The 15547-nt window shown below is 44.9% G+C and carries 11 protein-coding genes; all 11 read right to left on the reverse strand.

Annotated elements, in window-relative coordinates; genetic code table 11:
• Positions 1-249, reverse strand: a 249-nt coding sequence (locus DS891_RS21185) for a GTP-binding protein (protein WP_254606005.1), incomplete at its 3' end; no start/stop codon positions are given.
• A gap of 57 nt (positions 250-306) precedes the next feature.
• A complete protein-coding gene (fusA, locus tag DS891_RS21190; RefSeq protein ID WP_102055956.1) occupies positions 307-2421 on the reverse strand; it encodes an elongation factor G in 2115 nt (704 codons plus the stop codon).
• 27 nt (positions 2422-2448) lie between these two features.
• Positions 2449-2919 (reverse strand): 30S ribosomal protein S7, encoded by a 471-nt coding sequence (gene rpsG / locus DS891_RS21195; RefSeq protein ID WP_010376219.1) that lies wholly within the window; start codon positions 2917-2919, stop codon positions 2449-2451.
• 101 nt (positions 2920-3020) lie between these two features.
• The gene (gene rpsL / locus DS891_RS21200; protein ID WP_010367657.1) at positions 3021-3395 is read right to left on the reverse strand and encodes a 30S ribosomal protein S12; all 375 of its coding nucleotides are present in this window, start codon (positions 3393-3395) and stop codon (positions 3021-3023) included.
• Between the two features lie 350 nt (positions 3396-3745).
• Entirely contained in the window at positions 3746-7927 is a 4182-nt protein-coding gene (rpoC, locus tag DS891_RS21205) for a DNA-directed RNA polymerase subunit beta' (protein WP_010607820.1), read from the reverse strand.
• Positions 7928-8036: 109 nt separating this feature from the next.
• Positions 8037-12062 carry a DNA-directed RNA polymerase subunit beta gene (gene rpoB / locus DS891_RS21210; RefSeq protein WP_102055954.1) on the reverse strand — a complete coding sequence of 1342 codons (4026 nt, stop codon included), beginning with the start codon at positions 12060-12062 and terminating at the stop codon, positions 8037-8039.
• A gap of 350 nt (positions 12063-12412) precedes the next feature.
• Positions 12413-12775, reverse strand: a complete 363-nt coding sequence (gene rplL, locus DS891_RS21215; RefSeq protein ID WP_070982798.1) for a 50S ribosomal protein L7/L12 — start codon at positions 12773-12775, stop codon at positions 12413-12415.
• Between the two features lie 71 nt (positions 12776-12846).
• A complete protein-coding gene (gene rplJ / locus DS891_RS21220; RefSeq protein ID WP_010376227.1) occupies positions 12847-13341 on the reverse strand; it encodes a 50S ribosomal protein L10 in 495 nt (164 codons plus the stop codon).
• Positions 13342-13678: 337 nt separating this feature from the next.
• The gene (rplA, locus tag DS891_RS21225) at positions 13679-14383 is read right to left on the reverse strand and encodes a 50S ribosomal protein L1 (RefSeq protein ID WP_010376228.1); all 705 of its coding nucleotides are present in this window, start codon (positions 14381-14383) and stop codon (positions 13679-13681) included.
• Between the two features lie 6 nt (positions 14384-14389).
• Positions 14390-14818, reverse strand: a complete 429-nt coding sequence (gene rplK / locus DS891_RS21230) for a 50S ribosomal protein L11 (protein ID WP_010376229.1) — start codon at positions 14816-14818, stop codon at positions 14390-14392.
• Between the two features lie 167 nt (positions 14819-14985).
• Complete coding sequence (gene nusG / locus DS891_RS21235) at positions 14986-15543, reverse strand: transcription termination/antitermination protein NusG (RefSeq protein WP_010376230.1); 558 nt, start codon at positions 15541-15543, stop codon at positions 14986-14988.
• Positions 15544-15547: the final 4 nt, after the last annotated feature.

Below are 15547 nucleotides of genomic sequence, written 5' to 3' on the forward strand. Positions count from 1 at the left end.
TGGACAGTCTACGTGTGCATAGTGACGAGTTGGTGTGTCATACTCAACGTGTGAAGTTGAGATTGTGATACCACGCTCACGCTCTTCTGGAGCGTTATCGATTGATGCGAAGTCTTTTGCTTCACCACCGTATACTTTTGCAAGTACGTTAGTGATTGCTGCAGTTAGAGTTGTTTTACCGTGGTCAACGTGGCCGATTGTACCTACGTTTACGTGCGGTTTTACGCGTTCAAACTTTTCTTTTGCCATTTTCAAATTTCCTATAAAGAAATTAAAGTCCAGCCCTAAGACCGGACCGAACTAAAATTACTTAACAGCGCGAGCTGCAATTATTGCATCAGCTACGTTTTTAGCCGCTTCAGCATACTTTAGGAATTCCATAGAGTATGATGCGCGCCCTTGTGTAGCGGAGCGTAAGTCTGTTGCATAACCAAACATTTCAGAAAGCGGTACCTGAGCATTAATTTGCTTCGAGCCACCAAATGCTTCTTCCATGCCTTCAATTATGCCACGACGACGGTTTAAGTCGCCTACTACATCACCCATGTTTTCTTCAGGGGTGATTACTTCTACTTTCATGACAGGCTCAAGTAGAACTGGACTTGCTTCAAGCGCGCCCTTTCTAAAGCCCATCGAACCTGCGATCTTAAACGCCATCTCGTTTGAGTCAACATCGTGGAACGAGCCATCAAACAGAGTAGCTTTAACACCCAATAGCGGATAACCGGCAAGAACACCTTGCTTCATCTGCTCTTGAATACCTTTATCAACCGCTGGGATATACTCTTTTGGTACTGTACCACCTACGATTTCGTTAACGAATTCGTATATTGGCGCATCATCATCAGAGACATCCATTGGTTCTAGCTTCAACCAAACGTGACCATATTGACCACGACCACCAGATTGGCGCACAAACTTACCTTCAGCTTCAACAGAAGCTCGGATAGTTTCGCGGTATGCAACCTGAGGCTTACCAACGTTACACACAACGTTAAACTCACGCTTCATCCGATCGACAATGATATCTAAGTGAAGTTCACCCATACCAGAGATAATCGTCTGACCCGATTCTTCGTCCGTTTCTACACGGAATGAAGGATCTTCTGCTGCAAGTTTACCAAGCGCAACGCCCATTTTTTCTTGGTCAGCTACTGTTTTAGGTTCTACTGCGACCGAGATTACAGGCTCAGGAAACTCCATACGCTCTAACGTAATTGGCGCTTCTTGAGCACAAAGTGTATCACCAGTAGTTACATCTTTTAGGCCGATAGCAGCCGCGATGTCACCCGCATGAACTTCTTTAATCTCTTCACGCGAGTTTGAGTGCATTTGAACAATACGTCCAAAACGCTCTTTTTTACCTTTAACAGGATTTAGTACCGAATCACCTTGGCTAACTTTACCAGAGTAAACTCGGAAGAAAGTAAGTGTGCCAACGAATGGATCGGTTGCGATCTTAAATGCAAGCGCCGCAAACGGTGCATTATCGTCAGCTTCACGCGTATCTTCGGATTCGTCTTCTAAGACACCTTGGATAGCTTTTACTTCAGTAGGCGAAGGCATGAATTCAATCACAGCGTCAAGCACAGCCTGAACACCTTTGTTCTTGAATGCACTACCTGTCGTCATTGGCACAATTTCATTGGCCAATGTGCGTTGACGAAGGGCTGATTTAATCTCTTCTTCGCTCAACTCACCATCTTCAAGATATTTTTCCATTAGCTCTTCAGAAGCTTCTGCAGCGCTCTCAATTAGATGAGAACGCCATTCTTCAGCAAGCTCAAGAAGATCTGCAGGGACCTCTTCATAGTTGAAAGTCATTCCCTGGTCTTCTTCATTCCAGTTAATCGCTTTCATCTTGATAAGGTCAATAACACCTTTAAATTCATCTTCAGCACCAATTGGTAGCTGAATAGGCACAGGTGTAGCACCGAGACGTTTTTTAACTTGTTCAACAACAGACAAGAAATTAGCCCCCGTACGATCCATCTTATTGACGAAAATCATACGTGGTACTTCGTATTTGTTTGCCTGACGCCAAACGGTCTCAGTTTGCGGTTGCACACCTGATGAAGCACATAACACAACAACAGCACCATCAAGTACGCGCAATGAACGCTCTACTTCGATAGTAAAATCTACGTGTCCTGGAGTATCGATGATGTTTACACGATGCTCATCAAACTGAGCATCCATCCCTTTCCAGAAACACGTCGTTGCAGCAGAAGTGATCGTGATACCACGCTCTTGCTCCTGCTCCATCCAGTCCATAGTTGCGGCACCGTCGTGTACCTCACCAATCTTATGAGAAAGACCAGTATAGAAAAGTACGCGCTCGGTCGTAGTTGTTTTACCCGCATCTACGTGAGCACATATACCAATGTTACGGTAGCGCTCAATCGGAGTTGTCCGTGCCATAATATCCTCTTAAAGGGTGTTAGCAGATTACCAACGGTAGTGAGCGAATGCTTTGTTCGCTTCAGCCATACGGTGAACGTCTTCACGTTTCTTAACCGCAGTGCCTTTGTTTTCAGCAGCGTCGATCATCTCTTGAGCAAGACGAAGACCCATTGATTTTTCGCCACGCTTACGTGCAGCTTCAACCAACCAACGCATACCTAGTGCGTTACGACGCACTGGACGTACTTCAACTGGTACTTGGTACGTTGAACCACCAACACGGCGAGATTTAACCTCTACCTGTGGGCGAACGTTATCAAGTGCAGATTCAAAGATTTCTAGGTGCGACTTGCCTGATTTTTCAGCAGCCACGTCTAGCGCACCATATACGATTTTTTCAGCAGTAGATTTCTTGCCGTCAAGCATTACTACGTTAACGAATTTAGCAAGAAGCTCTGATCCGAACTTCGGATCTGGAAGAATTTTACGTTGACCTATTACGCGTCTTCTAGGCATTTTCTTTCTCCGGTATCTTCAGGTCCGTGCTAAACACGGATTCCCAAAACAATATATAAAAATTTAAAACTTAAGTGCTTGGCCTTACTAACGGAGAACCATTAGCCCTTAGGACGTTTTGCACCGTACTTAGAACGAGCCTGTCTACGGTCGTTTACGCCTGCACAGTCAAGTGCACCACGAACAGTGTGGAAACGCACACCTGGTAAGTCTTTAACACGACCACCACGGATTAGGATTACACTGTGCTCTTGTAGGTTGTGACCTTCACCACCAATGTATGAAGTTACTTCGAAACCGTTAGTTAAACGTACACGCGCTACTTTACGTAATGCAGAGTTTGGTTTCTTAGGTGTTGTTGTATATACGCGAGTACATACACCACGCTTTTGTGGACAAGCTTTAAGAGCAGCTGAGTTGCTCTTTGTAACCTTGCTACGACGTGGCTTACGCACTAGCTGGTTAATAGTTGCCATTAAATAGCTCCTGAATTAATAAATTACTACTGAAAAATAAAATCTTACCATTTAGGCCAAATCCAATTTTCTTGAACGACTAAAATGGGTGGCCGAATTTTAATGACCAAAGTTTAACCTGTCAACCAAAAGTCGTCATCAGCGCTAAGTAAATGCATGCAATTCGGATGGTTTTGTCTGCGAAGCTATTGAAAGTTAACAAAAGTTGACGATTGCATTGAAAAACCTTTGTTGCAGTATACATATTGATGTGACGCTTTGATGGCAATTCGACCAGCGAGTTGAAAAGGCATAAAAAAACCGCTGCATTCACACAGCGGTTTTTCAATTAATTAGCTAAATGGCGAGGATTACTCGTTGCCACCTAGTAAATCAGCGTTTAGTGCATCTGTTAGCGCTTGAGTTGCCTCTTCAGCACTTACTGTTTGCTCTTCAACAGCTGCTTCACCTTGCTTACGACGGTTGATGCGCTCTTCATGGTATGCGAAACCTGTACCCGCAGGGATCAAACGACCCACGATTACGTTTTCTTTCAGACCACGTAGCTCATCGCTCTTACCGTTAACCGCAGCTTCGGTTAGAACACGTGTTGTTTCCTGGAACGATGCCGCAGAAATAAACGATTCAGTCGCAAGTGACGCTTTAGTAATACCCATTAGTTGGATTTCAAACTTAGCTGGGATCTTACCTTGCATTTCTAGTTCACGGTTAGCGATGTTTACACGTGCAACTTCAGCTTGCTCGCCTACTAGGAACTCACTGTCACCACCGTCAAGGATGATACACTTACGAAGCATCTGACGAACGATAGTCTCAATGTGCTTATCGTTAATCTTTACGCCCTGTAGGCGGTATACTTCTTGTACTTCGTTAGTGATGTAGTTAGATACATCAGTAACACCACGTAGACGTAGGATGTCGTGCGGAGACTCTGGACCATCGGCGATTACTTCACCTTTAGCCACTTGCTCACCTTCGAACACGTTAAGCTGACGCCATTTCGGGATCATCTCTTCGTATGCATCACCCTCTTCCGGTGTGATCACAAGACGTTTCTTACCTTTAGTCTCTTTACCGAAGCTAACGGTACCTGTGATTTCTGCAAGAATTGCAGGATCTTTTGGCTTACGCGCTTCGAATAGGTCAGCAACTCGAGGTAGACCACCCGTGATGTCACGAGTCTTTGAACCTTCTTGTGGAATACGAGCCAGTACCGAACCAGGTAGTACTGTTGCACCATCTGTGATTTCAATCGTTGTGAATGAAGGTAGACGGATCTCTTGAAGACCACGTTCTTCGTTCTCAATGATTAGTTTAGGCTCTTTCGCGTTTACTTTCGCAAGATCCTTAACAACCACACGTGTTAGACCAGTTAATTCATCAGTCTGTGCTTCAGTGTTTGAATCATCAATATCGCTGAACGATACTTTTGACTCATGTTCAATGATGATTGGGTGACTATGCGGGTCCCAAGTAGCAACGATATCGTTACCTTTAACGTCAGCACCATCTTGTACAGTTAATACTGCACCGTAAGGAACTTTATAACGCTCTTTCTCACGACCGTGCTCATCGATTATCGTGATCTCAGTTGAACGAGACGTGATAACGATTTTGCCATCAGCATTGATTACAAACTTCGCATTGTGAAGTTTCAGATTACCATTGTTCTTAACTTGAACACTGTTCTCTGCAGAAGCTCGTGATGCCGCACCACCGATGTGGAACGTACGCATCGTAAGCTGTGTACCCGGCTCACCGATTGACTGTGCCGCGATTACACCAACTGCTTCACCAGGGTTGATGATGTGGCCACGCGCCAAGTCACGACCATAACAGTGTGCACACACACCAAAGTCGTTTTGACAGGTGATTACAGAACGTACTTTAACTTCGTCTACTGAGTGCTCTTCTAGAAGGTCACACAGTTTTTCGTCAATCATTACGTTACGTTCAACCAGTACTTCTGTTGTACCAGGCTTAACCACGTCTTCAGCAACAACACGACCTAGTACGCGCTCACGAAGCGGCTCTACAACGTCACCACCTTCAATTAGCGGCTTCATTACTAGACCTTCTTCGGTACCACAGTCTGATTCATTGATAACCAAATCTTGTGCTACGTCTACTAGACGACGAGTTAGGTAACCCGAGTTCGCTGTCTTAAGTGCCGTATCCGCTAGACCCTTACGCGCACCGTGCGTCGAGATAAAGTACTGTAGTACGTTTAGACCTTCACGGAAGTTCGCTGTAATCGGCGTTTCGATGATTGAACCATCTGGACGTGCCATTAGACCACGCATACCCGCTAGCTGACGGATCTGAGCAGCACTACCACGAGCGCCTGAGTCTGCCATCATAAACACTGAGTTAAATGACGGTTGCTCTTCTTCGTTGCCTTCAGCGTTGATAACCGTTTCTTTTGAAAGGTTAGCCATCATCTCGCGAGAAAGGTTTTCGTTTACACGTGACCAGATATCGATAACTTTGTTGTATTTCTCACCGGCAGTTACAAGACCTGATTGGAACTGTTGGTTGATTTCTGCAACTTCAGCTTCCGCACGATCGATGATCTCACCTTTAGTTGGTGGGATTACCATGTCATTGATACCGATAGAAACACCTGACTTCATCGCGTAGTGGAAACCGGTATACATCACTTGGTCAGCAAAGATAACTGTATCTTTAAGACCTAGACGACGGTAACACTCGTTAAGAAGACCAGAAATTTGTTTCTTACCTAGTGGTTTGTTGATCAGTTCAAACGGCAAGCCTTCAGGGATATTCAATGAAAGGATTGCACGACCTACTGTCGTATCTACTAGGTGAGTTAACGTGCCGCGCTCACGTGTTTCTTCGTCGATAGTCACTTCTGTGATACGCACTTTAACACGAGCGTGAAGCTCAGCAGCACCTACACGGTATGCTTTTTCAGCTTCTTTAGCATCTTTAAATACTAAACCTTCACCTTTACCGTTGATGCGATCGCGAGTCATGTAGTAAAGACCTAGTACAACGTCCTGTGAAGGAACGATGATTGGTTCACCGTTAGCTGGTGCTAGGATGTTGTTGGTAGACATCATCAATGCACGCGCTTCCAACTGCGCTTCAAGCGTCAGTGGTACGTGAACAGCCATTTGGTCACCATCGAAGTCAGCGTTATACGCCGCACACACTAGCGGGTGCAGGTGGATCGCTTTACCTTCGATAAGTACAGGTTCGAATGCTTGGATACCTAGACGGTGAAGTGTTGGCGCACGGTTAAGTAAAACCGGGTGCTCACGGATAACTTCGTCTAGTACGTCCCAAACCTCTGGTACTTCACGCTCAACCATCTTCTTCGCAGCTTTGATGGTTGTCGCCATACCACGGCGCTCTAGTTTACCGTAGATAAATGGCTTGAATAGCTCAAGTGCCATCTTCTTAGGTAGACCACACTGATGTAGTTTCAGTGTAGGACCAACGGTGATAACAGAACGGCCTGAGTAGTCAACACGCTTACCTAGAAGGTTTTGACGGAAACGACCTTGCTTACCTTTGATCATGTCAGCAAGCGACTTCAGTGGACGCTTGTTAGAACCTGTAATTGCACGGCCACGACGACCATTATCAAGTAGCGCATCAACCGCTTCTTGAAGCATACGCTTTTCGTTACGTACGATGATGTCTGGTGCAGCTAGGTCTAGAAGACGCTTCAAACGGTTGTTACGGTTGATCACACGACGGTAAAGGTCGTTCAGATCTGAAGTCGCAAAACGACCGCCGTCTAGTGGTACTAGAGGACGTAGATCTGGTGGAAGAACCGGTAGCACGCTCATTACCATCCACTCAGGGTTGTTACCTGATTGGTGGAACGCTTCCATTAGTTTAAGACGCTTAGTGATTTTCTTACGCTTAGTTTCAGAGTTGATTGTTGGCAACTCTTCACGCATTTCAGCGATTAACTGACCAAGGTCTAGGTCACGAAGTAGATCAAGTACAGCTTCTGCACCCATCTTCGCTTCAAACTCATCACCGTGCTCTTCAAGTGCATCTAGGTATTCTTCTTCACCTAGTAGTTGACCGCGCTCAAGCGTAGTCATACCTGGCTCAGTTACCACGAATGATTCAAAATAAAGTACGCGCTCGATATCACGAAGCGTCATATCTAGCATTAGGCCGATACGTGACGGAAGTGATTTCAAGAACCAAATATGCGCAACTGGGCTAGCCAGCTCGATGTGACCCATACGGTCACGACGTACTTTTGTTAGCGTTACTTCAACGCCACACTTTTCACAGATAACACCACGGTGCTTCAAGCGCTTGTATTTACCACACAAACACTCGTAATCTTTTACTGGGCCGAAGATACGGGCACAGAATAAGCCATCACGCTCAGGCTTGAAAGTACGGTAGTTGATTGTCTCAGGTTTCTTTACTTCACCGTAAGACCATGAACGCACCATGTCTGGCGAAGCAAGACCAATACGAATTGCATCGAATTCTTCGGTCTTATTTTGTTGCTTCAGAAACTTAAGTAAGTCTTTCACCTTAGCTCTCCTGTCGGAGGTTAATCTTGAGGGCAAGCCACGCTCACCCCTACATTCTTTTCAGTCCGGTTGCAGTTATGCAACGCCGCAGCGCACTGCGGCGGTCGGATTAAATTTCTTCCAACTCGATGTTGATACCTAGCGAGCGGATTTCTTTCAACAGTACGTTGAACGACTCAGGCATACCCGGTTCCATCTTGTGGTTACCGTCTACGATGTTCTTATACATCTTAGTACGACCGTTAACGTCATCCGACTTCACTGTCAACATTTCTTGTAGTGTGTAGGCAGCACCGTATGCTTCTAGTGCCCATACCTCCATCTCACCGAAACGCTGACCACCGAACTGTGCCTTACCACCCAGCGGCTGCTGAGTAACTAGGCTGTAAGAACCTGTTGAACGCGCGTGCATCTTGTCATCAACAAGGTGGTTCAGTTTCAGCATGTACATGTAGCCTACTGTTACTTGACGCTCAAATGCATCACCAGTACGACCATCATATAACGTTACCTGACCACTTCTTGGATAACCACCAAGCTCTAGCATGTCTTTGATTTCAGCTTCACGTGCACCATCAAATGCTGGTGTTGCGATTGGAAGACCACCTTTAAGGTTATCTGCCAAGCGACGGATTTCATCATCAGAGAAGTTAGCAATATCTACTTTCTGACGGCAGTCACCGATTTCGTAAGCTTTCTTGATGAATTCGCGTAGCTCGTGAATTTCGCGTTGCTCTTTCATCATTTCTTCAAGACGTTCGCCGATACCACGAGCAGCTAGACCCATGTGAGTTTCTAGGATCTGACCGATGTTCATACGAGATGGTACACCCAGCGGGTTAAGTACGATATCTACAGTACGACCTTTATCATCGTAAGGCATGTCTTCAACAGGAACGATAGTTGAGATTACACCCTTGTTACCGTGACGACCCGCCATCTTATCACCAGGTTGGATACGACGTTTAACAGCTAGGTATACTTTAACAATCTTAAGTACGCCAGGCGCTAGGTCATCACCTTGAGTGATCTTACGACGCTTGTTCTCGAAACGCTTATCGTAGTCAGCTTTAAGCTCGTCATACTGTGCAGCTAGTTGCTCAAGCTCTGCTTGGTGCTCTTCATCAGCAAGACTTTGCGTTAGTAGCTTCTCAGTGTTAAAGCCAGCAAGCTGCTCTTCACTCATACCTGATTTAATCAGTAGGTTACGAGCGTGAGTCAGGATACCGCCTTCAAGGATTCTGAACTCTTCGTTGAAGTCTTTCTTCGCTTCGCGAAGCTGCATATCTTCAACTTCTAGTGCACGTTTGTCTTTTTCAACACCGTCACGCGTAAACACTTGTACGTCGATAACCGTACCAGATACAGAGTTTGGTACACGTAGTGAGCTGTCTTTAACGTCAGACGCTTTTTCACCGAAGATAGCGCGTAGTAGCTTTTCTTCAGGTGTTAGCTGCGTTTCACCTTTAGGCGTTACTTTACCTACAAGGATGTCGCCGCCTTTCACTTCAGCACCGATATATACAACGCCTGATTCGTCAAGCTTACCTAGTGCAGATTCACCTACGTTTGGAATATCCGCAGTGATTTCTTCTGGACCAAGCTTAGTATCACGAGCAATACACTGAAGCTCTTGAATGTGGATAGTCGTTAGACGATCTTCTTTTACAACATTCTCTGAAAGTAGGATTGAATCCTCGAAGTTGTAACCATTCCAAGGCATGAATGCTACACGTAGGTTCTGACCAAGTGCTAAGTCACCTAGGTCTGTTGAAGGACCATCAGCAAGCACGTCACCACGTACCACCGGCTCACCAACCATACAAGTTGGTTTCTGGTTGATACAAGTGTTTTGGTTTGAACGTGTGTACTTAGTTAAGTTATAGATGTCGATGCCCGCTTCACCTTGGATGCGCTCATCTTCATTAACGTTAACAACAATACGGCTTGCATCAGCATACTTAACGATACCGCCACGCTTAGCAACGATTGTTACACCAGAGTCTTTCGCTAGTGTACGCTCAATACCAGTACCAACTAGCGGCTTATCAGCACGTAGTGTAGGTACAGCTTGACGTTGCATGTTCGATCCCATCAATGCGCGGTTCGCGTCATCGTGTTCTAGGAATGGGATAAGCGCTGCAGCCACAGAGATTACCTGCTGTGGAGATACGTCCATATACTGGATGCTGTCGCTTGGCATAAAGGTTGATTCACCTTTAAAACGACATGGAATCAATTCTTCAGCAAATTGGTTGTCATCGGTTAGCGTTGTATTCGCCTGTGCGATAACGAACTGACCTTCTTCAATTGCTGATAGGTAATCAACATCGTCAGTAACGATACCGTCTACTACTTTGCGGTATGGAGTCTCTAAGAAACCATAGTCGTTTGTACGCGCGTAAGTAGATAGCGAGTTGATTAGACCGATGTTTGGACCTTCAGGCGTTTCGATAGGACAAACACGACCGTAGTGCGTTACGTGTACGTCACGTACTTCGAAGCCAGCACGCTCACGAGTTAGACCACCCGGACCTAATGCAGAAATACGACGCTTGTGCGTTACTTCTGAAAGCGGGTTGTTCTGGTCCATAAACTGTGAAAGCTGTGAAGAACCAAAGAATTCTTTTACTGCTGCAGAGATTGGCTTAGCGTTGATCAAATCCTGTGGCATAACGTTATCTAGGTCACCAAGACTTAGACGCTCACGTACCGCACGCTCAACACGTACAAGACCTACACGGAATTGGTTTTCAGCCATTTCACCTACAGAACGGATACGACGGTTACCTAAGTGGTCGATGTCATCAACATCGCCTTTACCGTTACGGATGTCGATCAATACCTTCATCACGCTCACGATATCTTCTTTAGATAGCGTACCGTCACCTTCGTCTGAATCATAACCAACACGGCTATTGAACTTCATACGACCAACAGTTGAAAGGTCGTAGCGCTCTTCAGAGAAGAATAGGTTATCAAATAACGCTTCTGCAGCTTCTTTTGTTGGTGGCTCACCAGGGCGCATCATGCGATAGATTTCTACCAATGCTTCTAGGCGATTGTTAGTAGAATCAACACGTAATGTCTCTGACATGTACGCACCGCTGTCTACTTCGTTGATGTAAAGCGTATCGATCTTTGAGTGACCCGCTTTCACCAATTCAGCCATAAGCTCTAGTGATAGTTCAGAGTTCGCTTCTGCAATCACTTCGCCTGTTGATTCGTCGATATAGTTTTTAGCAACAACACGACCGATGATGTACTCATGCGGTACTTCAAGAGTGTCGATGCCTTGCTTTTCGATGCTCTTAATGTGGCGTGCAGTAATACGACGGCCTTTTTCAACCAATACGTCACCGTTTGCATCTTTAATATCAAATGCAGCGGTTTCACCACGTAGGCGTGAAGGCACAAGTTCCATCAACACTTTGCCATCTTTTACTTCGAAACTTGTCGTTTCAAAAAATAGTGCCAAGATTTCGTCTGAAGTGAACTCTAGCGCACGTAAGATGATAGATGCTGGTAGTTTACGGCGACGGTCAATACGAACGTAAAGGTTATCTTTAACGTCGAATTCAAAGTCAAGCCATGAACCACGGTAAGGGATCACACGTGCGTTATATAACACTTTACCAGATGAGTGTGATTTACCACGGTCGTTATCAAAGAATACACCAGGTGAACGGTGTAGCTGAGAAACGATAACACGCTCAGTACCATTGATTACAAAAGTACCGGTGTCTGTCATGAGCGGGATTTCGCCCATGTAAACTTCTTGCTCTTTTATGTCTTTGACTGTGCCAGGTGCATCTTTGTCCATTAGCACAAGACGTAGTTTAACGCGAAGTGGAGCAGAATATGTCACACCGCGAATTTGACATTCTTTAACGTCAAATACTGGCTCGCCAATACGATAACTGACGTATTGAAGTTCAGAATTGCCCGAGTAGCTCTTGATAGGGAATACAGAACGGAAAGCAGCTTCCAATCCAGTATCACCATCGGCATCAGGCGCAATGAACTTATCGAACGATTCCAACTGCATTTGCAGTAGGAAAGGTATGTCCAAAACCTGTGGACGTTTACCAAAATCCTTACGGATACGTTTCTTTTCAGAATAAGAGTAAGCCATGGGGTTCCTCAGCTTGCTGATCTTTGACCCAACCTGTCCAAAATTGAACAGACTTCACTGGCATCTAAGCCATGATAACAACATCTAAATTGTCACACTAACTTGCTTAACTAACGGCTTATATGAGCACAATTCAGGCTATATTCAAATCGTTAATGTCATCAAATCAGTGTTACTTCAAATGCCATTGCGATTTTCAACAAAAACTTCTAAGTTATTGAAAATTACAGTGAAATTCGAAGATTTATGCACGATAGAAATGCATATCTCTATAGCGCAAAAGGGCCGGTGATTAAATAATCACCAGCCCTTGCCTGATTTCTCAGGCAGCGAACCTAGCGGGAGCTAGATTACTTGATCTCAACTTCAGCACCAGCTTCTTCAAGATCTTTCTTAAGCGCTTCAGCTTCTTCCTTAGATACACCTTCTTTGATAGGTGCAGGAGCAGACTCAACTAGCGCTTTAGCTTCTTTAAGGCCTAGACCTGTTGCGCCACGTACCGCTTTGATTGCAGCAACTTTGTTACCGCCAGCAGCAGCTAGGATTACGTCGAACTCAGTCTTTTCTTCAGCAGCTTCAGCAGGACCAGCAGCAACAACAGCAGCAGCTGCAGTTACACCGAACTTCTCTTCCATAGCTTCAACTAGTTCAACAACTTCCATTACTGACATTTCAGCAATAGCGTCAAGGATTTGGTCTTTAGTTACAGACATTTCAAATTTCCTAATTATTTACGAACCCATGCGGTTCAAAAAATTTATTAAAGAAAGGAGCGTTGCTTAAATTAAGCAGCTTGCTCAGCTTTCTGTACACGTACCGCTTCAATTGTTTTACACAATTTGCCAGCAGACGCTTCTTTCATAGCGCTCATTAAGCGTGCAACAGCTTCGTCGTAAGTAGGTAGCTTAGCAAGCATATCTACGTCAACGATTTTGCCTTCGAATGCAGCAGTTTTAAGCTCAAATGCTTCGTTCTTTTTCGCGAAATCTGCAAAGATACGCGCAGCAGCACCAGGGTGCTCTGAAGAGAAAGCGATTAGGCTTGGACCAACTAGTGATTCATTTAGGCATTCGTAATCAGTGCCTTCAACCGCACGTCTAGCTAGGGTGTTACGAACAACTTTCATCCATACACCAGCTTCACGAGCTTCTTTACGAAGAGCAGTGATTGCACCTACTGTTACACCACGAGAATCAGCAACAACTGCTGAAAGAGCACCTTTGGCAGCTTCGTTGACTTCAGCAACAATTGCTTTTTTGTCTTGAAGATTTAAAGCCATGGGTGTTACTCCTGGTTTATAGAAAAACAAACATGTTTTTCAGTTCTACTCTACCCTGCTAAAAACTTTAGCAGAGATGCTTTTTACGGCGAGAGCCAGAAGATTAGGAAAATCTAGCTGGGATTCACACCGTCTACGTAGGACGATTAAGGCCGAAGCCACCTACGGTCTTGGACGGAAGCGCAATTTATCGATTCATTGTAGACCATGATGGAAACAATTTTCGAAATTATGCGCTTCAACCCGAATTCTTTGCTTTGTAAAGAAGTACACTTCTCTACAAAATGGCGCAAAATTATAGTCTAATTTTTACGCCATGTAAACGCTAAACTCTAAATTATACTACTTGAGTATTTAGAGTAGCTTGGTCTAAAGCAACACCAGCACCCATCGTAGTAGAGATGCTTACTTTCTTCACGAAAGTACCTTTTGCAGTAGAAGGCTTAGCCTTCTTAAGCGCGATGATTAGCGCTTCAAGGTTTTCTTGAAGTTGGTTAGCGTCAAAGTCTACTTTACCGATAGTAGTGTGGATGATACCGTTCTTATCGTTACGGTAACGAACCTGACCAGCTTTAGCGTTCTTAACAGCTTCTGCAACGTTAGGCGTTACAGTACCTGTCTTAGGGTTAGGCATAAGACCACGTGGACCTAGGATTTGACCTAGCTGACCAACAACGCGCATTGCATCTGGAGAAGCAACAACAACGTCAAAGTTCATTTCGCCTTTCTTAACTTGCTCTGCAAGGTCTTCCATACCTACTAAATCAGCACCAGCTTCTTTAGCAGCTTCAGCATTTGCACCTTGAGTGAATACCGCTACGCGTACATCACGACCAGTACCGTGAGGTAGTACAGTTGCACCACGTACGTTTTGGTCAGATTTACGAGCATCGATACCTAGGTTTACAGCAACGTCAACACTTTCAACGAACTTAGCAGTAGCAAGTTCTTTTAGAAGAGCAACAGCTTCGTTGATTTCGTACTCTTTAGTCGCATCCACTTTCTCGCGGATAGTACGCATACGCTTAGTTAATTTAGCCATTCTCAATTACTCCTCTACGTTCAAGCCCATTGCACGTGCAGAACCTGCAATCGTGCGTACAGCTGCGTCCATATCAGCAGCAGTAAGATCTGGACGTTTCGTCTCAACGATCTCTTCAAGTTGAGCACGAGTAACTGTACCAACTTTTTCAGTGTTAGGACGACCAGAACCAGACTTGATACCAGCAGCCTTCTTAAGAAGGTATGCCGCAGGTGGAGTCTTCATTTCAAAAGTGAAAGAACGGTCACTGTAAACAGAAATAACAACAGGAACAGGTGCGCCTTTTTCGATAGACTCTGTACGTGCGTTGAACGCTTTACAGAATTCCATGATGTTTACACCGTGTTGACCTAGTGCAGGACCTACTGGAGGACTAGGGTTAGCCATACCAGCAGCAACTTGTAGCTTGATTAGAGCTTCAACTTTCTTAGCCATGATAATACCTCAATTGTGGGTCTTTGCCTCGTGCGCGCGAGGACGCGTACTCAAACGGCTTCCCAGTTAAAAAATTCAGTCTTTTTGCCGCATATTTTTGCGTACAACAAAAAGGCCGCTGATTATAGATTAATCAGCGGCCTTTGACAACTTTTTCAAGTTAGAATTTATTTGTCTTTCTCAACCTGACCAAATTCTAGGTCTACAGGTGTTGAACGACCGAAAATAAGTACCGAAACTTTCAGGCGACTCTTTTCGTAATCCACTTCTTCAACCACACCGTTGAAGTCAGCAAATGGACCATCTGTAACACGAACCACTTCACCCGGCTCAAATAAAGTAGCAGGTTTCGGTGCTTCAGCATTTTCTTGTAGACGGTTAAGAATACGATCCGCTTCTTTTTGACTGATTGGTGCAGGACGGTCTGACGTACCACCAACAAAGCCCATTACACGCGGTGTACTATTCACCAAGTGCCAAGAAGCATCGTCCATTACCATTTGAACTAATACATAGCCAGGGAAGAATTTACGCTCAGATTTACGTTTCTGACCTGCACGCATTTCAACCACTTCTTCAGTCGGCACAAGGATCTCACCGAATAGGTCTTCTAACCCTTCGATTTTAATATGCTCGATAATGGTTTGTGCTACGCGTTTTTCAAAACCCGAAAACGCTTGGATCACGTACCAACGTAATTTCTTTTCTTTGTTCTCATCCGACATGGGA

The sequence above is a fragment of the Pseudoalteromonas sp. JC28 genome (assembly GCF_013319255.1).
Lineage (GTDB): Bacteria > Pseudomonadota > Gammaproteobacteria > Enterobacterales > Alteromonadaceae > Pseudoalteromonas.

Excerpts from the sequence above, each read along its gene's own strand:
- fusA (WP_102055956.1), bottom strand. The coding sequence starts at position 2,421 with ATGGCACGGACAACTCCGATTGAGCGCTACCGTAACATTGGTATATGT.
- rpsG (WP_010376219.1), bottom strand. The coding sequence starts at position 2,919 with ATGCCTAGAAGACGCGTAATAGGTCAACGTAAAATTCTTCCAGATCCG.
- rpsL (WP_010367657.1), bottom strand. The coding sequence starts at position 3,395 with ATGGCAACTATTAACCAGCTAGTGCGTAAGCCACGTCGTAGCAAGGTT.
- rpoB (WP_102055954.1), bottom strand. The coding sequence starts at position 12,062 with ATGGCTTACTCTTATTCTGAAAAGAAACGTATCCGTAAGGATTTTGGT.
- rplL (WP_070982798.1), bottom strand. The coding sequence starts at position 12,775 with ATGTCTGTAACTAAAGACCAAATCCTTGACGCTATTGCTGAAATGTCA.
- rplJ (WP_010376227.1), bottom strand. The coding sequence starts at position 13,341 with ATGGCTTTAAATCTTCAAGACAAAAAAGCAATTGTTGCTGAAGTCAAC.
- rplA (WP_010376228.1), bottom strand. The coding sequence starts at position 14,383 with ATGGCTAAATTAACTAAGCGTATGCGTACTATCCGCGAGAAAGTGGAT.
- rplK (WP_010376229.1), bottom strand. The coding sequence starts at position 14,818 with ATGGCTAAGAAAGTTGAAGCTCTAATCAAGCTACAAGTTGCTGCTGGT.
- nusG (WP_010376230.1), bottom strand. The coding sequence starts at position 15,543 with ATGTCGGATGAGAACAAAGAAAAGAAATTACGTTGGTACGTGATCCAA.